We start from the raw sequence: 23,424 nt of genomic DNA, 5'->3' as shown, positions 1-23,424 counted from the left end.
CGGCGTCGGACCCTGACGGCACCCAGGCCGCCCCACTACCCCGCTCGTCCGGTGCCAACACATCTAAAGCATTGTGTATAGCGCAACACAACGGTTAACCACGATGAAGTCAGGTCAACACGGTAGCAGGCCGGGAAATCTGCGGCCCGTCCCCGGTGCCGAGGCATACGATCCGAGACCATGAACCTCGCAGGAGTGCTCGCCGCCTCCACGAGCACCGCGGTGCTCGTGGAGGGTGAGAGCGACCGAGCAGCCGTGGAGACCCTCGCCGCCCGCCTGGGCCTCCCCCTGGCCAACCTCGGGGTGCAGGTCCTCGCGATGGGCGGGATCACCAATATCGGGCATCACCTCGTAGCGCTGGGTGACCAGGACCTTCGCCTGGGCGGCCTGTACGACGCCGCTGAGGAGCGCTTCGTCGTCAAGGGCCTGGACCGGGTGGGGCTGCGTCCGTTCGCGGCCACGACTCCCCTGGCCGACGTCGGCTTCTTCCGCTGCGACCGGGACCTCGAGGACGAGCTGATCCGGGCGATCGGCATCGACGGGTTCCTCGCCCTGATCGAAGCGGAGGGCGAGCTGCGCAGCTTCGAGCGGCTGCAGGGACAGCCGGCGCAGCGTGAGCGCACCACCACCCAGCAGCTGCACCGCTTCATCGGTTCCAAGGGCGGACGCAAGGAACGCTACGGGCGCCGCCTGGCACAGGTGCTGCCGCTGGACCGGGTGCCGGCCCCGCTCGACGCGCTCTTGCGCTGGGCCGCCTGAGCCACCTGGGGCGGCTTCCGGGGAGCCGGTCAGCCGCGCGGGAGCGCACACCGGGAGTCGGCGAACACCGACCAGACGTGCGCTACTGGCACGGGCCGGTAGCCGAACCTGCTCGGGCAGGACTCAGACCCGACCATCGTGCCGTCCCGACCGCCGGGTCCATAGGCGCCGGGCCCATGACCGCCGGGTCCATAGGCGCCGGGTCCATAGTTGCCGAGCCCACGGCCGCCGAGCCGCAAGGTCCGCGTCGATACGGATGCCGAGCCGCAAGGTCCGCGTCTACAGGGGTGCCCCGTGACGTGTTGGCATCGGTTCGGCGTCCAAGACCACCATCAGGTTGCGGTTCGGCGCCTGTCCCCGGGCCGGTTGACGCGTAACTTGCGGTTCGGCGCCCCGTCCTCGGGCTGGTTGACGCGTAAGCTGCGGCTCGGTGCCGCATCTCGGACCGATGCCGTACCAAGCCGCTGCACTGAACCGTTGCCGGTGTGACAGCAACCGTCGACCGTCCCGCATCCAGGATGATGACCCGGGCGGGCAGACCGCAACCAGGCAGACCGCAACCTCGCCACGCACGAAGCCGCACGAACCCGCGCACAGGCCGACCCATGGCGGCTGTCACGCCTGCCGCGGGTCGAGCACGACCATCCCGGCGCGCGGCGCGGTGTCCATCGTCGGCAGGAGCGCTGCCGCCTCCGCCAGGCCGACCACCCGGTCCAGCAGGTCCTGGGGCCGCAGCGTCCCGGAGGCGACCAGGTCGAGCATCTCGGGGTAGTCGGCGGCGGCCATGCCGTGGCTGCCCAGCACGTCGAGCTCCCAGGCGATCACCCGGCCCATGGGCACGCGCGGGCCACCGTCGACGGGCGGGAACAGGCCCACCTGGACGTGGCGCCCACGGCGGCGCAGGCTCCCGATCGCGTCGGCGCACGTCTGCTCGCTCCCGACGGCGTCCACCGTGACGTGCGCGCCGCCGTCGGTCACCTGCTGCACGACGGCCGGGACGTCGAGGCCGTCGGCGAGCACCGTGCGCTCGGCCCCAGCACGCCGGGCCGCGTCCAGCGCCACCGTGGAGCGGTCGACCGCGACGACACGCGCCCCACGGGCCACCGCGATCATGATCGCGCTGAGCCCGACGCCGCCCGCGCCGACCACCGCCACCCACTCCCCTGCCCGGACCTGCGCACGCCCGGCCACCGCCCGGTAGGCGGTCGCGAAGCGGCAGCCCAGGCCGGCCGCCGTCTCGAAGGAGACGTCGTCGGGGACGGCGACCAGGTTGGCGTCGGCCGCGTGCAGCGCCACGAGCTCCGCGTACGAGCCCCAGTGGGTGAAGCCGGGCTGGGTCTGGTCGGGGCACACCTGTGCCTGACCTCCGCGGCACCACTGGCAGGTACCGCAGCCGCTGACGAACGGCACGGTCACCCGGTCACCCACCCGCCAGCTCGTGACGCCGGCACCGACCTCGGCGATCGTGCCGGCGAGCTCGTGGCCAGGGACGTGCGGCAGGGCGGTGATGTCGGCGTCGTGCCCGGCCCAGGCATGCCAGTCGCTCAGGCACAGGCCCGTGGCGTGCACCCGCACGACCACTCCCCCGTCGGGGGCGCTGGGACCAGGCACCTCACGGACGCCGGCGGGACCTCGGAACTCGTCGAAGAGGATGGCACGCACCACCGGATTGAATCATGGCCGCCGACCTCGCGATGGCCCCCGCCCCCGCCCCTGGCGCAGTCTGGTAGGCCCGTCAGCGTGCGACGCGCAGCAGGAGGTCGCGCATCCCGGTCAGGTGGCGGGCGTGCGCCGTCCGGCCCACGCCGCGGGCGAGCGTCTGCAGGAGCTGGGTGGGTCGGCGGCGCAGGCGGTCGTAGCGGGCCAGCCCCGCGGCCACGCTCCCGGACGGGCTCCCCAACGCGTTTCCCGAGCCCGAGGCGGCCGGCGGCGCGAGGCAGCGAGCCAGGGTGGCCGCGTCGACGAGCGCTTCGCAGGCACCGCGACCGAGGTCGGGGGTCATGCCGTGGGCCGCGTCGCCGACCAGCACCGCGTTCCCGGAACCGCCCGACACGATGTAGGTGGGCAGGTGCGGATGGACGTCGTACAGGTCGTGGCGCATGACGTCGTCCTCGGTGAGCACGTCCAGGACCTGCCCGATCGGGTCGTGCCAGCCGGCGAACAGCTCGCGCAGCATGGCGACATCTCCCCCGGCCGCGCGTTCTCCGGGCGGTGCGTCCAGCGACGCGTACCAGTTGGTGGTGCCGTCGAGGTAGGGCGTGATGCCGAACCTCCGCCCCGGCCCCCACGTCTCGGTCACCTCGTGCGTCGTGACCGCCACACGTCCGCGCAGGCCGCTCTGCCCGGTGTAGCGGGCCTGGTACCGCCGGCCGAGCAGCGCCGTGCGGTGGGCGCTGAAGACGCCGTCCGCCACGACGACGACGTCGGCGCCACCGTCGAGGTGGTCATCGAGGCCGCCAAGACCAGGTCCGGCGGGGGCGATCCGGGAGCCGTAGCGCACGGCGTCCGGAGGCAGGGCCGCCGCGAGCAGCGTGGCCAGGTCGCGCCGGGCGACGAGGTGGACGTGGTCCCCCGGGCGGCGGGTGGCGCGTTCGGCGCTGAGCGCGGCCAGCACCGCGCCGTCGGGCCGCCGGATGCTGCCGGCCGCCTGGGGTGTGGCGACGGCGCGCAGGGCGTCCCCCACGCCGAGCTCGTCCAGGGCCGCCAGCGCCGTGGGCCAGATGCCGAGGGCTGCTCCGCTGGTCTCGGGGTGGTCGGTGCGTTCGTGGAGGGTGACGTGCCAGCCGGTGCGGGTGAGGCCGATGGCGGTTGCGGTGCCTGCGATCCCGGCTCCGATGATGGTGGCGTGGGGCATGCCGGCGACGGTACTACAGGTGTAGTGCGTTGACTACAGCCGTAGTGTGTGGGGATGCCCACCCGTTCAGAGGCCCTGCTCGACGCCGCGATCCGTGCGGTCGGCACCAATGGCCTGCGTGCTCTCACCCACCGTGCGGTCGATGCCGCGGCCGGCCTGCCCACCGGTTCGGCGTCGAACCTGTTCCGTACCCGGGAGGCCCTGCTGCGGGCGATGGTCGTGCGGATGATCGACACCGAGGTCGCGGGCTGGGACCGCCTGGCCGGTGCGGCGTCCCCGACCACACCTGAGGCGCTCGCGGGGACCCTGGGAACCATGGTCGAGACCCTCACCGGCCCCCTGCGCACCTTGACGGTCGCGCGGTACACGCTGTTCATGGAGGCGGCGCGGGACGAGTCGCTGCAGGCCGAGATGGGGCGCGGCGCGCGGCGGGTGGCCGCCATCGGCCGGGAGTGGCTGGCGGCGGCCGGCTCCCGCGACCCGGACACGCACACTGCGCTCGTCATGGCGCACCTGGACGGCTTGGTGCTGCACCGGCTCGCGTTCCCCGGGACTCCACCGGGGTCGGACGACGCCGCGGCCGGCCTGACGACCCTCCTGCGTGCCCTCGTCCCGACGGGCGCCTGACCTCGACGGGCGTCCGTCTGCGTCAGCCTGCGTACACGACTGCCGCTCCCGGACGGACGCAGGACCCCACCCCGGCGCGCCACCGTGGGGTGCTCGCGGGGATGCGCCGGCGCGACCTGACCTGAGCCACCTGGGCGACCTGTCGAGAGGTGCCGGTCGCTTCGCAGGTCAGCGACACATTCCGGCATATCGGGAGTGTCAGTGGTCCCGCCTAGGGTGACGGTCATGGTCGCTCCTCCGCGCCTCGAGCGCATCACCGTCGCCGAAGCCACCCGCCGCTATCTCGCGACGGTCGAGGTCGAGACGATCCGCGGGGTCCTGTCCCCCGCCACGGCACGCAGCTACACGCGTGACGTCACCGAGTTCGGCCGGCTCACGGGCCGCGACCGGGTGCTCGACGACGTGACCGGACCCGACGTCGACAGCGTCCTGGTGCGCTACCAGTCCGCGCCCGACGCCCGGTACACCGACCCGGGCCGCAAGCCCGGCCCCGGGCGCAGCACCGCCACCGTCAACCGGTTCCGCCAGTCTGTCACCCGGTTCTTCGCGTACGCGGCCCGCGAGTGCTGGGTACAGGCCGACCCGATGCAGTGGGCCGCCCCGCCCGCCAAGGTCCGCGGCACCCTGCGCACCGCCCGCACAGCCCTGTCGGCGGGCGCGGCACGCAGCCTGCTGACCACCGCGCCGTCCAGCACCCCGGCCCGCACCGACCAGGACCTCGCCCTGCGCGACCGGCTGGTGGTCGCGCTCCTGCTCGTCCTCGGCCCGCGCGTGTCGGAGCTCGCCCGCACCGACGTCGACGACGTCGCCCGGGAGCCCGAGCGCACCACGTGGCGCATCCGCGGCAAGGGTGGCAACACCCGCACCGTGACCCTGTCACCGCCCCTGGCCCGTGCCCTTGAGGACTACCTCACCCGCCTGCGCCCCACCCTCGCCACGAAGCGGCCCCAGGACGCCGACGCACAGCGCGCCCTCCTGCTGTCCTGGCGCGGGCGCCGCATCGACACCCAGGCGATCCGGGCGCTGCTGTCCCGCGCCGTGTCCCGCATGCCCGCGCCCTACCAGCGCGAGGCCACCCCCCACGCGCTGCGGCACACCACCGCGACCCTGCTCGTGGCCGACGGGTGGGACGTCAAGGTCGTCGCCGAGCTGCTCGGACACGCCTCGATCGCCACCACCGGCGTCTACCTCGACCGCATCGAGGGCGAGCTCGCCGCCGCCATCCGGTCCCACCCCCTGGCGGCGTCGATCGCTGACGGCCCGTAGAAAATCCGATGCCGGGCCTCCGAGACCGGGTACCGTGAGCCCGTGGCGTCTCGCAAGGTCCCCGGTAACCTTCCCCAGCTCAGCAACCTCCCCCAGCTCACGCTCGACGTCCCGGTCGGATTCGTGCAGCGGGCACGCACGATCGCGACCCGGGCCGCGATCATCGCGGCCGCGGTACCGGTCGGGGCAGCGGTCGCGCTCACCGTCACCGACATGGTCCGACGGCGCCTGCACCCGCTCACGGCGAAGTTCCCCACGGAGAAGCCCCTCACCGAGCACATCGACCAGACCGCGACCACGGTCTACACCTACGGTGCCGACCTGTTCGAGGCGATGCTCGAGGCGATCCGCGGCGCTCGCAGCACCGTGATGCTCGAGTCGTACATCTGGAAGAGCGACCACGTGGGCCAGCAGTTCAAGCAGGCCCTCATCGACGCGTCGGCGCGCGGGGTCAAGGTCTACGTCATCGTGGACGGCTTCGCCAACCTCGTGGTCCCGTACTCGTTCTTCCGCTTCCCGCCGGCCGTGCACGTGCTGCGCTTCCCCGTGCTGCGCCCCGGGATGGCCTACCTCAACATCCGCACCTCCGGGCGCGACCACCGCAAGATCCTCGTGGTCGACGACGAGATCGGCTTCGTCGGCGGGTACAACATCGGCTCCCTGTACGCCACGCACTGGCGCGACACCCACGTCCGCCTCCAGGGGCCTTCCGCGTGGGAGCTGCGCAACGCGTTCGTCGACTTCTGGAACCGGCACCGCAAGCCGCGTCACCCCATCCTGGCCGACGTCGGCTCCGGGACCTGGCTGCCCCACCTCAAGGCCGCGCGCAACGCGCCGTCCGAGCTCGTCTTCCCCATCCGCGGGATCTACCTCGACGCCATCGACCGGGCCATCAGCCACGTCTACATCACCCAGGCCTACTTCATCCCCGACCACGACATCCACGCCGGGCTGCTGGCCGCAGCCGCGCGCGGCGTCGATGTCCGGGTCCTGGTGCCGCACCGCTCCAACCATGTGGTGGCCGACTGGCTCGCCCGGGGCCAGTACGCGTCCCTGCTGCGCGGCGGCGTGCGGATCTTCCTGTACCAGGGCGCCATGGTGCACGCGAAGACCGCCACCATCGACCGCCGCTGGACCACGATCGGCACCGCCAACATCGACCGCCTCAGCCTCACCGGCAACTACGAGATCAACCTCGAGGTCGTCGATCCCGGCCTGGCCGGCCGCATGGAGGACATCTTCGCCATGGACCTGTCCAACGCCCAGGAGCTCACGCTCGCCCAGTGGGAGGGACGCGGGGCGCTCGCGAAGATCGGGGAGTACCTCCTGACCCCGCTGCGTCCCCTGCTGTAGCCCCCTAGACCGCGGCCTCCGTGGCAGCTCGCACCACAGCGCCGGTCGCGACGTGCTCCCACCGCGTCCTGGGCAGGGCGTCCGGTGCCTCGCGCTGCAGCCACGTCACCAGGCCCTCACGCACCAGGCACTGCAGGTTCCACAACGCCGAGCTGTCCGCCGCGCTGATCGTCGCCCGGGCCCGTAGCACCCCGGCCAGCGCCGAGGTGACCTCCAGGCTCACCACACGCCCGTCCCACAGCGGTGACTCCACGACGAGGCGCCGCAGCTCCGTGCGCATCGGCTCCAACGGCGTCCGGAAGTCCACGTCGATCTCCACGGTGCCCATCACCTCGGACGACTTGCGCGTCCAGTTCTCGTACGGCGTCGACGTGAAGTAGGTGCACGGCAGGATCAGCTTGCGCTCGTCCCAGATCGCCACGACGACGTACGCGAGGGTGATGTCCTCGATCGTGCCCCACTCGCCCTCGACGACGACGACGTCGCCGACCCGCACCGCGTCGCTGAACGCGATCTGCAGCCCGGCGAACACGTTGCCCAGCGACGACTGCGCCGCGAGGGCCGCGACCACGGACAGCACGCCCGCTGACGCCAGCAGGCTGGCGCTGGCCGCGCGCGCCTCCGGGAAGGTGAACAGGACGGCGGCGCAGGCCACCACCGACACGAGGCCCATGGTCAGGCGGCGCACGACCATGATCTGGGTGCGTAGCCGGCGGGCGTCGCGACCGACCATGCTGTGGCCGACGCGGTGCAGCGCCCGGTCCTCGATCACGAGCGCGATCGTGGCGACCATCCAGGCCGAGCTGAGGATCACCGACACGACCACCACGTGCTCCAGCACGGGGAACCAGTGGTCACCGCGGTTCGCGGTCGACCACACGGCGATCCACATGCCCAGGACCATGAACGTGGCGTGGGCGGGCTTGCGCATCCGTACGGCGATCTCCCGGACCGTCTCGTTGCTGCGTGCGGCGTACCGCACCAGCTTCGAGGCGAGCATCACGGCGAAGAACGCCACGGTGATCGCGAGGGCCACCCACCCGAGCGTGACGGCGAGGTTGGTTGCCTGTTCGATCTCTTCCTCTGCCACGGGCACAGCGTCGCCCATCGGTGCCGCAGGCCGCAAACTCCGCAACCGGGACATTGCAGAATTCACCCTGGTGGCCGTGGAGGTGCGGCGGGCGTGGTGGCAGCGTCAGATGGTCAGCGACTGCCCGGCCGACAGCCGGGTGTAGGTGTACTTCCCGCCGAGACGCGCCGTGTCCAGCCACCGTGCGGTCAGGGTGTGGCCGACCTCGGACAGCGGTGCGTCGTGGATCGGCACGACGACGGCTGCGGGGACCGCGCGCGTGAAGTCGATGGCTTCGGCCAGCTTGACCCACGGTCCGGACACCGGCACCAGGAGCACGTCCAGGCCGTCGTCGGGCAGCGCCTCGGGTGCGGTGTAGGAGTCGCCGGGGTGGTAGATCCCGCGCCCGGGCGTCTTGACGTGGTAGGTCACGTTCATGGCGAGCCGGGGGACGTCGGGGTGGATCTCGGCGTGGGCTCCCCCGCCGACGGTGACCTGGGTGCCCGCGATCTCCAGGACGTCACCGGGCGCGACCTCGTGCACGCGTTCCGTGGGCGCGCCGCCGGAGAGCAGGTCGTCGATGGCCGAGCGCGGGCCCCACACGTGGGCGTCGGTCATGGATCCGAGGTGCCTGAGCACAGCTTCCGCGTCCAGGTGGTCGGCGTGGTCGTGCGTGATCAGCACGACGGTGGCTCCGCTCAGCGCGGCCGTGGTGTCGGAGAAGGTTCCGGGGTCGATGACGAGCGTGCCGCCGCCGTCGGGCAGGGCGACGCTGACGCATGCGTGACCGTGGAAGGTGAGCTGCATGCTGGCAGGTTACGCCTGCCCGCAGCATCCAGCAGCGACACGGGAGACCGCCTGGTCGGGGTCCGTCGCGGCCCCGTCCCAGACGGCTGAGTGATGCGGTGTGGTGGCGGTCGCGGTCAGACGGCGGACCGTGCCGCCCTGCGTTGCGCGAGCTCGTCGCCCTCGACGACGGGGACGTCGCCGGGCTCGCCCGGGTCGAGGGTCTCGGTCGGCATCTGGGCGAGGGTGCCTTCGATCTCGCGCCACACCCGGCCGACGGCGATGCCGAACACGCCCTGTCCGCCGGCGACGAGGTCGACGACCTCGTCGGGTGAGGTGCACTCGTACACGCTCGCACCGTCGGACATGAGGGTGATCTGCGCCAGGTCGTCGACGCCGCGCTCGCGCAGTGCGGTGACGGCGGTGCGGATCTGCTGCAGGGAGACACCGGTGTCCAGGAGGCGCTTGACCACCTTCAGCACGAGGATGTCGCGGAAGCTGTACAACCGGTGTGTTCCGGATCCTGTGGCCGGCTTGATGCTCGGCTCGACGAGGCCGGTGCGCGCCCAGTAGTCGAGCTGACGGTAGGTGATGCCGGCGATGTGGCATGCCGTGGTGCCGCGATAGCCCGTCGTGGCGTCCTGCTCCGTCAGGTCCTCACCGAAGAGGAGACCCTGCGCGCCGTGCGGGACCGTAGCGCGTGTGGCTCTCTCACCGCTGGTGTTCACTGTGCCTCCTGGGGTGTCGTGACCACGCTATGGCGCGTCGAAGGTGATTTCAAAGATGCGCGCCGGGAAAGATTCGGCGTGTCGCGAGTTGGTCCAGTTTCAGCCGGTTCGACCACCGCCCTGGGAGCCGCCGGGCGGCCCGAGGAAGTCCTCGGGGGTGACGTGGTCGAGAAAGTCCCGGAACCGCTCGACCTCTGCCTGCTGGTCGACGTCGACGATCTCCACGCCGGCCAGTGCCACGATCTCGGCGGAGCACAGGACGGGGCTGCCGGTGCGCACGGCGAGCGCTATGGCGTCGGAGGCCCGGGAGTCGAGGTGCACGCCGTTGCTCAGGACGAGCTCGGCGAAGTAGATCCCGCCTTCCAGGGCGACGATCTCCACGCGTTCGAGCGTGACGCCGACGGCGCCGAGCACGTCGCGCAGGAGGTCGTGGGTCATGGGGCGGGGTGTGGCGAGGCCTGCCTGAGCCATGGCGATGGCGCTGGCCTCACGTGCGCCGATGACGATCGGGATGGCCAGGTCGGCGGCGCTGTCCAGCAGCAGCACGACGATCTCCTGATCGCGTTGCTGCTGTCGAACACCGATGATCTCGACGGGGACCATCGGTACGTCGTCCGGCCTCACGCTTTCACCGTACGGCTTCTCGTGGCCACTCGTCGCGCGCTCGGCACAAGTTCCTGGTCACCGACCGGTCGCCCGGCGGAAAGGACGGGCGATCCTCGCGCGCGGGTGTGGTGCGCGGACTCCGGTCAGCCGAGGTCGTCGATGCCCTGCCGGACCCACGCGGCGTGCAGGCGGGTGAACAGCTCGCCCATGTCGCTCGCCATGCTCGCGGCGCGGCCGCGTGCCGCGCTGGCCTGCTGGCTGCGCAGCGGTGCGACGACCTGGTCGACGAGCGCGACCTGCCGGTCCGCGGAGGTGCGGAAGGAGCGCAGGTGGCGGGGCTCGATTCCGAACTCGGCCAGGGCGCCGGCGGTCCGGGCGACGTCGACGGCACCCGACCCGAACGTGCTGCCCGACGCCGGCAGGAGGCCCGCCCGGGCCAGGTCCTGCACGAACTCCTCGGTCACGCCCGCGGCGTCGGCCACCGACTGCGCCGACCAGCGCCGCCGCGCGGGCGAGCCCGCACCGGCCAGGCGTGGCGCGGGGTGCTCCGCCGAGTCCGGGTCGGCGTCCATCGCGGCGAGACGTTCCTTGATCACCTTCAGCGGCATGTAGCTGTCGCGCTGCTCGGTCAGGACGAACCGCAGGCGCTCGACGTCGGCCTGGCTGTACTGGCGGTAGCCCGACGGCGTGCGCACCGGCTCGATCAGGCCCTGCTCCTCGAGGAAGCGGAGCTTGGAGTGCGAGACCGAGGGAAACTCCTGGCCCAGTGCACGCAGCACGTCACTGATGCGCATCGTGGCCTGGCGGGAGATGCCACGGGGCCAGGGCGCCCCGACGTCACCCTCGTCCTGACCGTGCTCAAGGTCCTGAGCGCGGTCGTGACGCGGGACGGCGGTACCGGGGACCCCACGATGATCGCGCGCGGCGCCGGCCGTCACAGGGCGGGCGTCCCCGCGCCCCGCTGCGCCGACGACTGCGGGCTCGCATGGAAGGTCAGCCGGAACTTGCCGATCTGCACCTCGTCACCGGTGACCAGCGTGGCGGCGTCGATACGCCCGCGGTTGACGTAGGTGCCGTTCAGGGAACCGATGTCACGGACGACGAACGAGTCGCCCTCACGCACGAACTCCGCGTGCTTGCGGGACACCGTGACATCGTCGAGGAAGATGTCGGCCTGCTCGCTCCGCCCGGCGACGCTGCGGCCGGTGTCCAGGAGGAAGCGTGCACCGAATCCTGGTCCACGCTGCACGATCAGCAGCGCGGAGTGGCGCGGCAGCGCGGCGACGGCGGCAGCCTCCTCCGGGCTGAGCGCCGTGCGCGGCGCCTGCTCGTCGGACGTCGGGAACGCGATGCGACCCAGGTTGGCCGTGGTATCGGGCCCGACCGGATGGGCGCTGGGGTCCGTCATCAGGTCTCCTCGGGTGCGGTGATGATGTGCTGGGTTACTACGCTCTGACAACGGCTGGGACCGTGTCCGGGTTCCACTCAACCTACCCCGACCATGATGGACACGGGAACCAAAGTTGGGAACCAACCCGGATAAAACTACCCACGTCACGGCGGTTCCGCATGCCAGTTTCCACAGCTCGTCCCGCCACGCCCCCGATCCGGACCCAGAACGTGGCAGCGGTCACTCCTCCTCGGCCGGTTCAGCATGCTCCGGTTCGCCAGGAATCCGCAGCGCATCCACCCTGACCTGGTCGGAGACCGTGGTGGTCGCTTCACCACCCTCCTCACGGATCCGCGGCAGCGCACCACCGGGGATCTCCAGCGCACGGTCGATCGTCTCGGGATCACCGATCGCCGTCCACTCGTACGGGGAGCTGATCGCCGACCCGTCCAGCACGACACTGCCACCCGAGTCGACGAAATAGCTCGTCGTGACGAGCCGCACCCCGTTGACCTGGATCGCCTCCGCCCCCGCATTGCGCAGCTCCTCGAGCAGGTTGAACAGGACCTGCGCCTCCAGCGGCCGGTCACCGTCGGTCACGTGGACCTGCACCCCAGGTCCGACGGCCGGAAGCCTGCCCGAGAGGATGCCCTCCTGCTCCGCACGCCTCTCGGCAAGGTCCCGCGCGGCCTGGTCCCGACCGTCCTCCGACCGCAGCTCGTCCCGGATCTCCTCCAGGTTCGCCACCTCCGCGTCGAGCTGGTCCGCACGCTGCGTCACCTCGTCCAGCAGCCGCACCAGCTCGTCCTGACGCAAGCCGCTGAGCTGGTCCCCCGTCGACTGCCCCACCTGCACCGCCAAGGCAAAACCCAGCAGCAGGCACAGCAGACCCGTCAGCAGCTCCGAACGCGTACCGCGCGGCCGCAGCAGCCGCGCCACCCGCCTCCAGCCCGACGCCGGCGGCACCTGATCGACCTGCTCGGCGCTCCCGGGCGCACCAGCCTCACCGGGCCGCTCCTCGACCTGGTCCTCGGCCCCGTCCGGACCCCTGTCACGCTCGTCGCCCATGCTCACGCCTTGAAGATGTGCCGACGGATCGAGGCAGCGTTCGAGAAGATCCGGATACCCAGCACCACCACCACAGCCGTCGACAGCTGCGCACCCACACCGAGCTGGTCACCGAGGAACACGATGAACGCGGCCACCACCACGTTCGACAGGAACGACACCAGGAACACCTTGTCGTCGAACAACCCGTCGAGCATCGCCCGCAGACCCCCGAACAGCGCATCCAACGCCGCCACCACCGCGATCGGCAGATACGGCTGCAGCATCAACGGGACGGTCGGCTGCAGCACCAGGCCGGCGACCACCCCCACCACGAGCCCCACGATCGCGATCATCCGTCGTCCTCCTCGGATCGGTCCTCTGTCGTCCGCGCGAACCGCAGCGTCGGGGAACCCGCACCCGGCAGGTACATCCCCTCGCTCGTCGTCACCTCGTTCTCGATGCCGTACTCCGCGCTGAGCAGCTGCAGGAACCCCAGCCCCGCCGACCGCGCGAACTCGGCCTGCATGTCCTTCGCGTCCCCCACGGCCTCCACCGTGTACGTGGGCCCGTTCAACGGCTGCAGATCCACCAGGATCGCGTCACCCGCGTTCCGGATCGCCGACAACGACGTCAACCGCTCATCGTTGACCGCGATCGCCTCCGCACCCGCCGCCCACAGCTCGTTCACGACGAACTGCACGTCCGCGTCCCGCACCCGCGAGTCCGCCGGCGCATCACCCGGATCCACCAGCCCGCCACCCGAACCGTCGGTCAGCCGCACCACCATGCCAGGACCCCGCACCGGCACCGCACCGCTCACCCACCGGTCCAGCTCGTTGACCTCCACCAACGCGGACGGCAGCAACCCACCGTCCCGCAACCCGTCCACCTCCGCAGCGAGCTCCACCGACCGCTGCGACAACCCCTCCACCGCAGCACCACGCTCCTGGATCCGCTCCATCAGCACCGTGCGCCCCTTCGCCACCGACGGCTGCGGCGCTCGCAGCTCGCGTACCGCGATCGCGGTCGCCGCGCCGAGCAGGACCGCCACCAGCAGCCACGTCACCACGCTCACCACGCCGCGCCGCGACGTCGTCTCCCCCGCCTGCGCGCGCCGCTGCGCCATCTGCGCGTACCCGGGGTCCAACGGACGCTCCGTGACCTCACGCAGGAGGGTCATCGACTCGTCCGGGCGGCGACCCGCTGCACCCTCCGACGGACCCGGTGCGGTCATGCCCCGGCCGCCAGCCGGCGTACCTGCGCCACGTACTGCAGCCCCGCCAGCCAGTACAGGCCCACACCCCACCAGGTGAAGGCCCAGCCCACCACGTGGGCGACGGCACCGAGCCAGCCCGGTACCTCCGCGAGCAGCAGGAGCGGGAACGCGTACAACAGGGCGAACGTCGCGACCTTGCCGACCAGGGTCACGTTCAGCGTGCCGTACCCGAGGCGGGCCAGCACCGGCACCGTCAGCGCCAGCAGCACGTCGCGCGCCACGATCGCCACCAAGAGCCACAGCGGGACCACCTCACGCCAGGCCAGGCCGATCAGCGTCACGAAGATGAACAGGCGGTCGGCGAACGGGTCCAGCACCTGCCCCAACCGGGTGACCTGGTTCAGGCGACGGGCCAGCACACCGTCGAGCCAGTCCGACACGCCCGAGACCGCGAGCACGAGCAACGCCCAACCGTCCTCGCCCAGCACGATCAGCACGGCGAAGACCGGCACGAGCGCCAGCCGCACCAGGCTGATCACGTTGGGCACAGTCAGGACCCGGGAGCTCATCTCCGCCCCAGCAGACACGTACACCGCCCTTGTTCACGCCGGTTCGTCTCGGCTGCCATCCTACGCGGCGGCCGTTGCGTATCCGCACTGGCGCGCCGTCCGACCACCCCACCACGCCCCCCACCACGCACGACATCACCCCCCGTGCTGCACGTCACGCTCCCCACACCTGTGCCGAAGCCCCCAGCAGCCGATAGGGTGGTGCACATCCCCTTGGAGTTCGTCGTCTTCCCGTGTGTGCACATAACGTGCGAGGCAGGCCCGCAGCCTTGGCTGCGGGGAAGGTGTTTCGGGAGCGAGCGACGCGAGGGCCCTCACCTCGGCCCTGACTCCGCCCGCGACGACGAACGGTGCAGCACTGCATGTCTATCGACACCCATGACCTGATCGCGCCTGCTGAGCAGGACACCGAGCAGGACATCGCCGACACCGGCGACCAGACGGCCCCCGAGGCAGTCACCCCCTCCGAGCCCACGGCCCCCGAGGCAACCACCCCGGCGGCCACCACGGCTGAGACCACCCCCGAGCCCGTCGAAGCCCCCGAGCCCACCGGCCCGACCTTCGCCAGCCTCAACCTGCCCGCGCCCCTCATGGCAGCGGTCAACAAGCTCGGCTTCGTCACCCCCTCGGCCATCCAGGCCCGCGCCATCCCCGAGCTCCTCTCCGGCCGCGACATCACCGGCGTCGCCCAGACCGGCACCGGCAAGACCGCCGCGTTCGGCCTCCCGCTGCTCGCCGCCGTCGACCCCAAGCTCCGCAAGGTCCAGGCCCTCGTCCTGGCCCCCACCCGCGAGCTCGCCATGCAGGTCGCCGACGCCATCGAGTCGTTCGCGTCCGAGCTCGACGACGTCCGCGTGCTCCCCGTCTACGGCGGCGCCCCGTACATCCCCCAGCAGCGCGCCCTGCGCGACGGCGTCCACGTCGTCGTCGGCACCCCCGGCCGGATCAAGGACCACCTCGACCGCGGCGCCCTCCGCCTCGACGACATCCGCTTCCTCGTCCTCGACGAGGCCGACGAGATGCTCCGCATGGGCTTCGCAGAGGACGTCGAGGAGATCTTCGGCCAGGCACCCGCCAAGCGCCAGGTCGCCCTCTTCTCCGCGACCATGCCCCCGGCCATCCGCAAGGTCGCCGACCACCACATGACCGACCCCGTGCAGATCGCCGTCACCCGGCAGGCCTCCACCGTCACCGCGGTGCGCCAGACCTACGCCGTCGTGCCCTTCCGCCACAAGGTCGGCTCCCTCGCCCGCGTCCTGTCGACGTCCGACGCCGACGCCGCGATCGTCTTCACCCGCACCCGCGGCGCCGCAGAAGACGTCGGCTCAGCCCTCATCGAGAAGGGCATCTCCGCCGCCACCATCTCCGGCGACGTCGCCCAGAAGGAACGCGAGAAGATCGTCGAGCGACTCCGCTCCGGCGCCCTCGACGTCCTCGTCGCCACCGACGTCGCAGCCCGCGGCCTCGACGTCGACCGCATCGGCCTCGTCGTCAACTTCGACGTCCCCGGAGAACCCGAGGCCTACGTCCACCGCATCGGCCGCACCGGCCGCGCCGGACGCACCGGCGAAGCACTCACCTTCGTCACCCCCCACGAGCGCGGCAAGCTCCGCAGCATCGAGCGCACCATCCGCGCCACGCTCGAAGAGGTAGAGATCCCCTCCCCCCGCGACGTCTCGGCCCACCAGGTCAAGCGCGCCCTCGGCAAGGTCGCGGCACGCCGCGAAGCCGGACGCCTCGACATGTACACCGAGATGATCCGCACCTACGCCGAAGAGTCCGGCACCGACCCCGTCGAGATCGCAGCCGCCATGGCGGCGCTCGCGGTGGGCGACGACGGTCCCCGTGCCCGTGCGGAGCAGGAGGAGTACGAGCGTGAGCGGACCGAGGCCAAGTCGGCCGCGGCCCGGCGCAACACCCGCGACGGCGACCGCCACGAGCGGTCCGGTGACCGGTCCCCGCGCGCCCGTTCCGAGGGCGAGCGCGGCATCCGCCGTCCGGCCCGTGGCACGCGCTACCGCATCGCCGTCGGCCACACGCACGGCGTGCAGCCGGGCGGGATCGTCGGTGCGCTGACGGGCGAGGGCGGCATCACCGGCGCCGACGTCGGCAAGATCGACATCTTCGGCAGCTTCTCGCTGGTGGACATCATCGCGCCGCTGGACAACGACGCGCTCGACCGCCTGGCCCGTGCCCGCGTGGCCGGCAAGCCGCTGCGCATCACGCTCGACCGCGGCCCCGCGGCGCGCACCGGCGGCGACCGCGACCGTGCGCCCCGGAGCGGTGGCGACCACCGCCGCCCGGACGGTGAGCGCGGCCCCCGTGCCCGCACCGCACCCCACTGGGACGCGCGCACCAGCCGCTGACCCGGCTGACGCTCGACGAGCAGTCGCATGACGACGGCGGTCGAGCCTGCCGAGACCAGGTCTCGGCAGGCTCGACCGCCGTTCTTGCTGTCCGGGTGTCTTGCTGTCGGGGTGGGCGGCTGCTACTTCTGGTCGGGCTCGTCCCGGTCGGGCTCTGGCGCCTCGCCGAGCTCGGCGACGAGCGCCACCAGCCGGCGGGCCTCGGCCATGCCGTGCTCGCCGTCGGCGCGCTGGATGCCCATGACGGCGAGCACGTCGCCGTCGGCCAGGTCGAGGTGCACCCACGGGTCGTTCGGCCCGAACCGCACGCTCACGATCTCGGCCCAGGACAGCCGGCGGCGCTTGGCGTAGTTCACGACGGTCAGGCCGGTCGGGTCCGGGAGGGCGCGCACGGCACCGAACCGCCAGGCGATGACGGCGCCCAGCAGACCGAACACGATGATCCCCGCCCGGTTCGCCGTGTCGGCGTTGTCCGCGGCCAGCGCGACGAACGTGCAGCCCCCTGCGACGAGCAGCGCCAGCCCGTACGCCGTCGGCGTGCCGAAGCGGCCGCGGAAGGCACGGAAGCGGTTCCCGCCCCGGCCGGTGCCGGGGGCGCTGCTGCCGGTCTCCGCGCCCATGAGGCCTACAGCCTGGAGGCGTGGATCGACGTCACGATGATGGCGCGCGCACCGACGTCGTACAGCGCGTCCATGATCTGGTTGGTCTCGCTGCGCGGCACCATGACGCGCACCGCGCAGGCGGCGCTGTGGTGCTGCGCCGAGACGGTCGGGGACTCCTTGCCCGGCGTGATCGCCACGGCCTGCTCGAGCCGCGCAGCGGGGACCACGTAGTCCATGAGCACGTACTCCCGGGCGGTGATCACGCCCTCGAGCCGCCGCGTCAGGATGTTCAGGCCGGCCGGCTGCTCGACGTCCGCCTGCCGGATCAGCACCGCCTCCGAGCGCAGGATCGGGTCGCCGAAGACCTCGAGGCCCGCGGCCCGCAGGGTGGTGCCGGTCTCCACGACGTCGGCGATCACGTCCGCGACGCCGAGCCGCACGCTCGACTCCACGGCGCCGTCCAGGTGCACGATCGCGGCGGGCTCGATGCCCTGCTTCGCGAGGTGCTGGGCCACGAGCGTGGTGTACGACGACGCCACGCGCCGCCCGGCGATGTCGCTCACCTGCGTCACGGGGTCGGCCTGGCCCGGCCCGGCGGGCGCCGCGTACCGGAACGTGGACCGGGCGAACCCGAGGCCGAGGTGCTCGACCGCGTCGGCGCCGGAGTCGAGCATCAGGTCCCGGCCGGTGACCCCGACGTCGACGGTTCCGGTGCCCACGTAGACCGCGACGTCGCGCGGACGCAGGAAGAAGAACTCGACGTCGTTCTCCGGGTCGGCGAGCACGAGCTCGCGGGTGTCGCGGCGCTGGCGGTAGCCCGCCTCGCGCAGCATCTCGGAGGCGGGGCCGGACAGGGCACCCTTGTTGGGGACGGCGATGCGCAGCATGTGGTTGGTTCCTCTCTGGGTGTACGTCGGATCTGGGTGCGAGGCTCGGGCCTCGCTACAGATGCGTGTACACGTCCTCGAGAGTCAGTCCCTTGGCGACCATCAGAACCTGCAGGTGGTACAGGAGCTGGGAGATCTCCTCCGCGGTCTCGCTGTCCGACTGGTACTCGGCTGCCATCCACACCTCGGCGGCCTCCTCGACCACCTTCTTGCCGATCGCATGGACGCCGGCATCCAGCTGGGCCACGGTGCCTGAACCCGCTGGACGGGTCTCGGCCTTCTCGGTCAGCTCGGCGTACAGGGTCTCGAAGGTCTTCACGGGCCCAGCCTAGTCGGGCTCCGGGGTCACCACCCGCCGCCGTCCCACGTACTGGCCATGTCGCGCCCCTGGCGCGGGCCGCTCCCGCCCCCTTCCTTCTTGGCGGTGGTGCGTGTTTCAGCGGACTATGGGTGCGGTTGAAGCGCTTGGCACACTATTAATCCGAGTGACACCGAGGAAGGGTGGCGGCGCCCGGTACAGGTCACTGCGGCGCGGGCACCAGGTCCCTGAGCGTCACCGCCGTGGCGACCGCCGCCTCGGCCGCCTCGGCACCCTTGTCCTCGCGGGAGCCCTCCAGCCCGGCCCTGTCCAGCGCCTGCGCCTCGTCGTCGCACGTCAGCACGCCGAACCCGACAGGGACGCCCGTACGCACGCTCACGTCGGTCAGCCCCGTCGTCGCGGCGGAGCACACGTACTCGAAGTGCGGCGTCCCGCCACGGATCACCACGCCCAGCGCGACGACGGCGTCGGCTCCCCCGGCGGCCGCACGCGCAGCCGCCACCGGCAGCTCGAACGAGCCAGGCACCCGGACCTCCGTCCAGTCGGCGCCGGACTCCGCCAGCGCCCTGCGGGTCCCGGCCAGTAGACCGTCCATCACCTGCTCGTGCCAGCTCGCCGCCACCACCACGACCCGCAGGCCGGTCCCGTCGACAGTCACCTTCGGTGCTCCAGCGCCGCTCATGCGCATGCTCCTTCGTCCTCGTTCACTACCGGGTTCATCGCCAGCCTCATCTCCGCATGCCTGCCACCGTTCCTGCCGGTCACGTCCGCTGCTGCCCCGCCGAGCTCGGTCGAGCCGAGCTCCGTCAGGTCCAGCTTCGCGATGCGGTGCCCCAGCACGGTGCGCTTCGTCTCCAGGTAGCGGTGGTTGTGCACCCCGCGACCCACCACGAGCGCCCGCCGCCCGACGACGTCCGTACCCGCCTCCCGCAGGCCCGACACCTTCTCCGGGTTGTTCGTCAGGAGGGTCACGCCGTCCAGCCCGAGATCCGCCAGCATCGCCGACGCCGCGCCGTACTCCCGCGCGTCCACCGGCAGCCCGAGGTCCACGTTCGCCTCGACCGTGTCCCGGCCGCCGTCCTGCAGCGCGTACGCCTGGATCTTCGCCGCCAGACCGATCCCCCGGCCCTCGTGGCCCCGCAGGTACACCACGGCGCCGCCCTCTGCCGCCACCGCCGCCAGGGAGGCCTCCAGCTGCGGGCCGCAGTCGCACCGCAGGGAGCCCAGCGCGTCGCCGGTCAGGCACTCCGAGTGCACGCGCACCAGGACCCCGCGTGCCGAGCCCTCGCGCCGCGGTCCGGACAGTGCCACCGGGGTCAGCGCCAGGTGCTCGGCACCCGAGCGCAGGTCCCGGTACGCCACCACCCGGAAGTCGCCGTGCCGGGTCGGCAGCGACGCCTCGCCGACCCGGCGCACCCGGACGGCCGGGGCGGCGTCGGGCGCCGGGCTTCCCGGCAGCGGGTCGCCCGGCAGCGGCGCGGGGTCGTGCGCACGGCGCCACGCCACCAGGTCCGCGACCGTCAGCACCTCGAGCCCGGCTTCGGCGGCCAGGGCCCGCGCCTCGGACAGGCGCAGCACGTCGCCGTCGTCCCGGACGAGCTCGGCGATCGCGCCCACCTCGCCAAGGTCCCGGCCGGCGCCGCCGGCGAGCCGTACCAGGTCCACCGCTGCCTCGGTGTGGCCCGCACGCTCCAGCACGCCGCCCGGCCGCGCACGCAGCGGCAGCACGTGTCCCGGCCGGATCAGGTCCCGCGGGCCCGACGCCGGGTCGCCCAGCACCCGCAGCGTCCGTGCCCGGTCCGCACCCGAGATGCCCGTCGTCACGCCCACCGCTGCGTCCACCGACACCGTGTAGGCGGTGGAGCGGGGGTCCTCGCTATGCTCCACCATCGGCGGCAGCTCCAGCGCGTCGGCCCGGTGGGCGGGCATCGGGGCGCACAGGTAACCCGACGAGTGCCGCACCGTCCAGCCCACCCACTCCGCGGTCGCCGTGCTCGCGGCGAGCACCACGTCCACCTCGTTCTCCCGGCCCGCGTCGTCGGCCACGAGGACCGGTCGGCCGGCGGCGAGCTCGGCGAGGGCCTGCTCCACGAGCCCGGCGCTCATCGCGCGACCTCCGTCGCCGGCACCGCGGGAACCTGCGTGCCGGCCGCCATCAGCCGCTCGACGTACTTCGCGAGCACGTCCACCTCGACGTTGACCAGGTCGCCAGTGGCGAGCCCGCCGAGCGTCGTCGCGGCGAGCGTGGTCGGGATGAGCGACACGCCGAACCCCTCGTCCGACACCCAGGTCACGGTGAGCGCGACCCCCGCGAGGGCCACGGAACCCTTCTCGGCGACATACCGGGTCAGCGCGGCGGGCGCGCCGAACGCGAGGTCGTCCCACCGCGGCCCGGGCGTGCGCCGCACGAGCGTCGCGACGCCGTCGACGTGCCCCTGGACCACGTGCCCGCTCAGCCTGCCGTTCGCGGGCATCGCACGCTCGAGGTTGACCGCCGCACCCGGGACGAGGCCGCCGAGCGAGCTACGGCGCAGGGTCTCCGGCATCACCTCGGCCACGAACGCGCCGTCGGCCACCGAGGTGACGGTGAGGCACACCCCGTCGACGGCGATCGAGTCGCCGGGGCCGGCGTCCGACGCGGCGAGCGGGCCCGCCACCGTCAGGACGGCGTCGGAGCCGTCGTCGCCGTCGGGCCGGGTGAGGGCGACGACGGAGCCGAGCTCCTCGATGATTCCGGTGAACATCAGATCTCCTCCTTGGTGGGCCGGCTGGGCCGACCGTTCTGGCGTGCGTGAGCAGGCTGCGGGTTCGTGACGGGCTGTGTGCGGCGCGCGACCATGAGCACGTCGTCCCCGAGCCGGGTCACGTCGTGAGTGGTGAAGCGCGCTGCCGCGCCGATGGTGGTGACGCCGAGATCCCCTACGCCGGTCGGCCCCGCGCCGAGCAGCACAGGCGCGACGTACGCGTGCAGCTCGTCGACGACGTCGGCCGCCAGCAGCGCGGTCGCAAGGGTCGGGCCGCCCTCCACGAGGAGGTGGCGCACCTCGCGCTCCGCGAGCAGGCCGAGCACGACGGCGAGGTCGTGCTCGGGCAGGTGCAGCAGGGGGCCGCCGGGCCCGCGCAGGCGGGCGTCGCCGGGCACCGCGCTGCGGCCGAGCACCACCCGGAGCGGCTGGTGCTCGAAGAGCCCGCCGTCGATCGTCCGGGCGGTCAGCGACGGGTCGTCGGTCAGTGCGGTGCCCGAGCCGACGGCTATCGCGTCGACCTGCGCACGGACCGTGTGGGCGTGGGCACGTGCCTGCGGGCCCGTGATCCAGCGGCTCGTCCCGTCCGCTGCGGCGACCCTGCCGTCAAGGCTGGTGGCGAGCTTCAGGGTCACGTAGGGCCGGCCGGTACGAACCGCGTGCAGCCAGTGCCGCAGCAGCTCCTCGCCCTCGTCCGCGAGGGTGCCTGTGGTCACCTCGATCCCCGCGGCTCGCAGCGTGGCCGCTCCCCCGGCCGCGACCGGGTTCGGGTCGCTGACCGCCAGGTGCACGGCGGCGACGCCTGCGTCGACCAGGGCGTCGGCGCAGGGCCCGGTGCGGCCGTGGTGGGCGCACGGTTCGAGCGTGACGACCGCCGTCGTGCCGCGCGGGTCGACGCCGCGCGAGCGGGCCGCGGCCAGGGCCGCCGCCTCCGCGTGCGGGGTGCCGGCGCCACGGTGGAAGCCCTCTGCGACCGGGCGGCCGTCCGGGTCGAGGAGCACACAGCCGACGCGCGGGTTCGGGCCGTGGGGCGGGCCCTGCGCGGCCAGTGCGAGGGCGCGGCGCATGGCGCTCTCGACCGCGGTCGAGACGGCGGGTCGCACCGTGCGCTGCGCCGTCTGCTGCGGCGCGGCACTGCCCTGCGGTGCCTTGGTCATGCTGTCCTCCCCGAGCTTCGGCGCTCCGGGGTGGACGACGGGTACGCGGACGGGACCTCTCGGACCCAGCCCGCGCGCACGACGTCACGGCGACGCACGTCCCAGGGGACGGCGACGCCGCACGTGCTTCCTCCCATCCGGACTTTCACCGTCGGTCCTGGAGTTCCACCAGATCAACCGGTCCCCCTTGCGGAGGACGCGGGTCGCGGACTGTTACCGCCGGCTCGGAATTACACCGACCCCGGAGCACGTGTGTGCGTACTGCTTCTTGCCAGCATGCCATATCTCGCGGGGCGGACGGCATGGTGTGCGTCACAGACCCGTCACACGCTGCCGCGCACCCGGCGCCGCCGGATCACCAGCTCGGCGACGGCCGCGTTGATGACCCATGCGGCGGTCATGAGGATCGTGAAGGACACGGGGCCCGGGGTGCCGACGACGAGCGTGTACGGCCCCAGCAGGACCGCCTGGGTACCGGCCCCCATGGCCAGCGCATAGGCACGCGTCATCCACGCCGAGTGGGTCATGAAGTCGCGCCGCAGGACCGCCCGCACTGCCAGGACTATCGCCACGACCATCACCGTGCCGACCACGTAGCGCACCCCGTTGACGACCACCGTGTCCTTGGCCGGCAGGTCGTAGAACGCGGTCATCCAGAGCCCGGTCAGCGCGACGCCGAGGCCCGCAGGGACCAGGACCCGCCCGGCCAGACGGTGCCAGCTGCGCCGCCGCAGGCTTGGCGCGAACTGGAGAGCGCCGAGCATCCCGTACACCGTCACACAGACGATGTGGACCAGGACCGGCAGGGGCTGGGTCACGAACCGGGCGTTCTCCGCCGTGACGGCTGGGTCGGAGGCGAGCTCGCTCACGCGGACGGCGCCGCCGATCGAGGGGACGATCGTCAGCAGGAGCAGTCCCGCGAGCACGAGCCACTCGTTGCTCCCGGCCCGGGTCTTCATCGCCTTGGACGTTGTTGCCTTGGACGTTGTCATGTACCGAGCGTCGCGGCCGGGCACGGCCGCGTCATCGGCCGTCCGGCCGGCCTGGCCCGGCCGAAAGTACGACCTGCCCGGTGA

At 72.4% G+C, this 23,424-nt stretch carries 25 protein-coding genes and 1 riboswitch; of the genes, 5 read left to right on the top strand and 20 right to left on the bottom strand.

Translation table 11 applies throughout. From position 1 onward, the window contains the following. The first annotated feature begins 180 nt into the window (after positions 1–180). Complete coding sequence (locus tag APR04_RS04035; protein ID WP_253868113.1) at positions 181–759, top strand: TOPRIM nucleotidyl transferase/hydrolase domain-containing protein; 579 nt, start codon at positions 181–183, stop codon at positions 757–759. A 615-nt stretch (positions 760–1,374) separates the two neighbouring features. Here the strand turns inward: APR04_RS04035 and APR04_RS04030 are convergent. Both APR04_RS04030 and APR04_RS04025 read right to left on the bottom strand, forming a co-directional pair. After that, entirely contained in the window at positions 1,375–2,421 is a 1,047-nt protein-coding gene (locus APR04_RS04030; RefSeq protein WP_253868112.1) for an alcohol dehydrogenase catalytic domain-containing protein, read from the bottom strand. Positions 2,422–2,494: 73 nt separating this feature from the next. Next, positions 2,495–3,613 carry an FAD-dependent oxidoreductase gene (locus APR04_RS04025; RefSeq protein ID WP_253868111.1) on the bottom strand — a complete coding sequence of 373 codons (1,119 nt, stop codon included), beginning with the start codon at positions 3,611–3,613 and terminating at the stop codon, positions 2,495–2,497. Positions 3,614–3,667: 54 nt separating this feature from the next. Here APR04_RS04025 and APR04_RS04020 point away from each other — a divergent pair, with 54 nt between their 5' ends. From APR04_RS04020 to APR04_RS04010, 3 genes are all read left to right on the top strand, one after another. Beyond that, complete coding sequence (locus APR04_RS04020) at positions 3,668–4,240, top strand: TetR/AcrR family transcriptional regulator (protein WP_253868110.1); 573 nt, start codon at positions 3,668–3,670, stop codon at positions 4,238–4,240. Positions 4,241–4,465: 225 nt separating this feature from the next. Continuing rightward, a complete protein-coding gene (locus APR04_RS04015) occupies positions 4,466–5,506 on the top strand; it encodes a tyrosine-type recombinase/integrase (protein WP_253868109.1) in 1,041 nt (346 codons plus the stop codon). Positions 5,507–5,548: 42 nt separating this feature from the next. Next, positions 5,549–6,859: a phospholipase D-like domain-containing protein gene (locus APR04_RS04010; protein ID WP_253868108.1), complete on the top strand. Its 1,311-nt coding sequence runs from the start codon at positions 5,549–5,551 to the stop codon at positions 6,857–6,859. Positions 6,860–6,863: 4 nt separating this feature from the next. Here APR04_RS04010 and APR04_RS30920 read toward each other — a convergent pair whose 3' ends face one another. From APR04_RS30920 to clsA, 10 genes are all read right to left on the bottom strand, one after another. Further along, a complete protein-coding gene (locus tag APR04_RS30920; RefSeq protein ID WP_253868107.1) occupies positions 6,864–7,949 on the bottom strand; it encodes a mechanosensitive ion channel family protein in 1,086 nt (361 codons plus the stop codon). A gap of 105 nt (positions 7,950–8,054) precedes the next feature. Continuing rightward, positions 8,055–8,735, bottom strand: a complete 681-nt coding sequence (locus APR04_RS04000) for an MBL fold metallo-hydrolase (RefSeq protein ID WP_253868106.1) — start codon at positions 8,733–8,735, stop codon at positions 8,055–8,057. A gap of 116 nt (positions 8,736–8,851) precedes the next feature. Further along, on the bottom strand, positions 8,852–9,442 hold the full coding sequence (locus APR04_RS03995; protein WP_253868105.1) for a MerR family transcriptional regulator: 591 nt from the start codon (positions 9,440–9,442) through the stop codon (positions 8,852–8,854). Positions 9,443–9,541: 99 nt separating this feature from the next. Beyond that, on the bottom strand, positions 9,542–10,045 hold the full coding sequence (locus APR04_RS03990; RefSeq protein WP_253868498.1) for a bifunctional nuclease family protein: 504 nt from the start codon (positions 10,043–10,045) through the stop codon (positions 9,542–9,544). Positions 10,046–10,191: 146 nt separating this feature from the next. Further along, positions 10,192–10,986: a transcriptional regulator FtsR gene (gene ftsR, locus APR04_RS03985; RefSeq protein ID WP_253868104.1), complete on the bottom strand. Its 795-nt coding sequence runs from the start codon at positions 10,984–10,986 to the stop codon at positions 10,192–10,194. Further along, positions 10,983–11,456 (bottom strand): FHA domain-containing protein, encoded by a 474-nt coding sequence (locus APR04_RS03980; RefSeq protein ID WP_253868103.1) that lies wholly within the window; start codon positions 11,454–11,456, stop codon positions 10,983–10,985. The genes ftsR and APR04_RS03980 overlap by 4 nt, the downstream gene beginning before the upstream one ends. A gap of 222 nt (positions 11,457–11,678) precedes the next feature. After that, positions 11,679–12,506, bottom strand: a complete 828-nt coding sequence (locus APR04_RS03975) for a DUF881 domain-containing protein (protein WP_253868102.1) — start codon at positions 12,504–12,506, stop codon at positions 11,679–11,681. A gap of 2 nt (positions 12,507–12,508) precedes the next feature. After that, positions 12,509–12,841, bottom strand: a complete 333-nt coding sequence (locus APR04_RS03970) for a small basic family protein (RefSeq protein WP_253868101.1) — start codon at positions 12,839–12,841, stop codon at positions 12,509–12,511. Next, a complete protein-coding gene (locus APR04_RS03965; RefSeq protein WP_253868100.1) occupies positions 12,838–13,722 on the bottom strand; it encodes a DUF881 domain-containing protein in 885 nt (294 codons plus the stop codon). Before APR04_RS03965 ends, APR04_RS03970 begins: the two co-directional genes overlap by 4 nt. Continuing rightward, a complete protein-coding gene (gene clsA / locus APR04_RS03960; RefSeq protein ID WP_253868099.1) occupies positions 13,719–14,273 on the bottom strand; it encodes a cardiolipin synthase ClsA in 555 nt (184 codons plus the stop codon). Before clsA ends, APR04_RS03965 begins: the two co-directional genes overlap by 4 nt. Positions 14,274–14,635: 362 nt before the next feature. Between clsA and APR04_RS03955 the strand changes: the two genes are divergently transcribed. After that, the gene (locus tag APR04_RS03955) at positions 14,636–16,639 is read left to right on the top strand and encodes a DEAD/DEAH box helicase (RefSeq protein ID WP_253868098.1); all 2,004 of its coding nucleotides are present in this window, start codon (positions 14,636–14,638) and stop codon (positions 16,637–16,639) included. A gap of 122 nt (positions 16,640–16,761) precedes the next feature. Here the strand turns inward: APR04_RS03955 and APR04_RS03950 are convergent, their stop codons facing one another. From APR04_RS03950 to APR04_RS03915, 8 genes are all read right to left on the bottom strand, one after another. Then, positions 16,762–17,259 carry a PH domain-containing protein gene (locus APR04_RS03950; protein WP_253868097.1) on the bottom strand — a complete coding sequence of 166 codons (498 nt, stop codon included), beginning with the start codon at positions 17,257–17,259 and terminating at the stop codon, positions 16,762–16,764. Between the two features lie 5 nt (positions 17,260–17,264). Beyond that, positions 17,265–18,128 (bottom strand): ATP phosphoribosyltransferase, encoded by an 864-nt coding sequence (hisG, locus tag APR04_RS03945; RefSeq protein WP_253868096.1) that lies wholly within the window; start codon positions 18,126–18,128, stop codon positions 17,265–17,267. 55 nt (positions 18,129–18,183) lie between these two features. Beyond that, positions 18,184–18,447, bottom strand: coding sequence for a phosphoribosyl-ATP diphosphatase (locus tag APR04_RS03940; protein ID WP_253868095.1), 264 nt, complete (start codon positions 18,445–18,447; stop codon positions 18,184–18,186). Between the two features lie 202 nt (positions 18,448–18,649). Then, the gene (ribH, locus tag APR04_RS03935) at positions 18,650–19,129 is read right to left on the bottom strand and encodes a 6,7-dimethyl-8-ribityllumazine synthase (protein ID WP_253868094.1); all 480 of its coding nucleotides are present in this window, start codon (positions 19,127–19,129) and stop codon (positions 18,650–18,652) included. Beyond that, positions 19,126–20,553, bottom strand: coding sequence for a 3,4-dihydroxy-2-butanone-4-phosphate synthase (gene ribB / locus APR04_RS03930; protein WP_253868093.1), 1,428 nt, complete (start codon positions 20,551–20,553; stop codon positions 19,126–19,128). Before ribB ends, ribH begins: the two co-directional genes overlap by 4 nt. Continuing rightward, positions 20,550–21,191, bottom strand: a complete 642-nt coding sequence (locus APR04_RS03925; protein WP_253868092.1) for a riboflavin synthase — start codon at positions 21,189–21,191, stop codon at positions 20,550–20,552. Before APR04_RS03925 ends, ribB begins: the two co-directional genes overlap by 4 nt. Further along, positions 21,191–22,348, bottom strand: coding sequence for a bifunctional diaminohydroxyphosphoribosylaminopyrimidine deaminase/5-amino-6-(5-phosphoribosylamino)uracil reductase RibD (gene ribD, locus APR04_RS03920; RefSeq protein WP_372496061.1), 1,158 nt, complete (start codon positions 22,346–22,348; stop codon positions 21,191–21,193). Before ribD ends, APR04_RS03925 begins: the two co-directional genes overlap by 1 nt. 119 nt (positions 22,349–22,467) lie before the next feature. Beyond that, positions 22,468–22,602, bottom strand: a riboswitch (FMN riboswitch). 69 nt (positions 22,603–22,671) lie between these two features. Then, positions 22,672–23,340, bottom strand: a complete 669-nt coding sequence (locus APR04_RS03915) for a DUF2306 domain-containing protein (RefSeq protein ID WP_253868091.1) — start codon at positions 23,338–23,340, stop codon at positions 22,672–22,674. Positions 23,341–23,424: the final 84 nt, after the last annotated feature.

Source organism: Promicromonospora umidemergens (genome assembly GCF_024171995.1).
In the GTDB taxonomy this organism is placed as follows: domain Bacteria; phylum Actinomycetota; class Actinomycetes; order Actinomycetales; family Cellulomonadaceae; genus Promicromonospora; species Promicromonospora umidemergens.
Note: the sequence above shows the minus strand (reverse complement) of the source record. Positions and strands in the feature narration are given on the sequence as shown.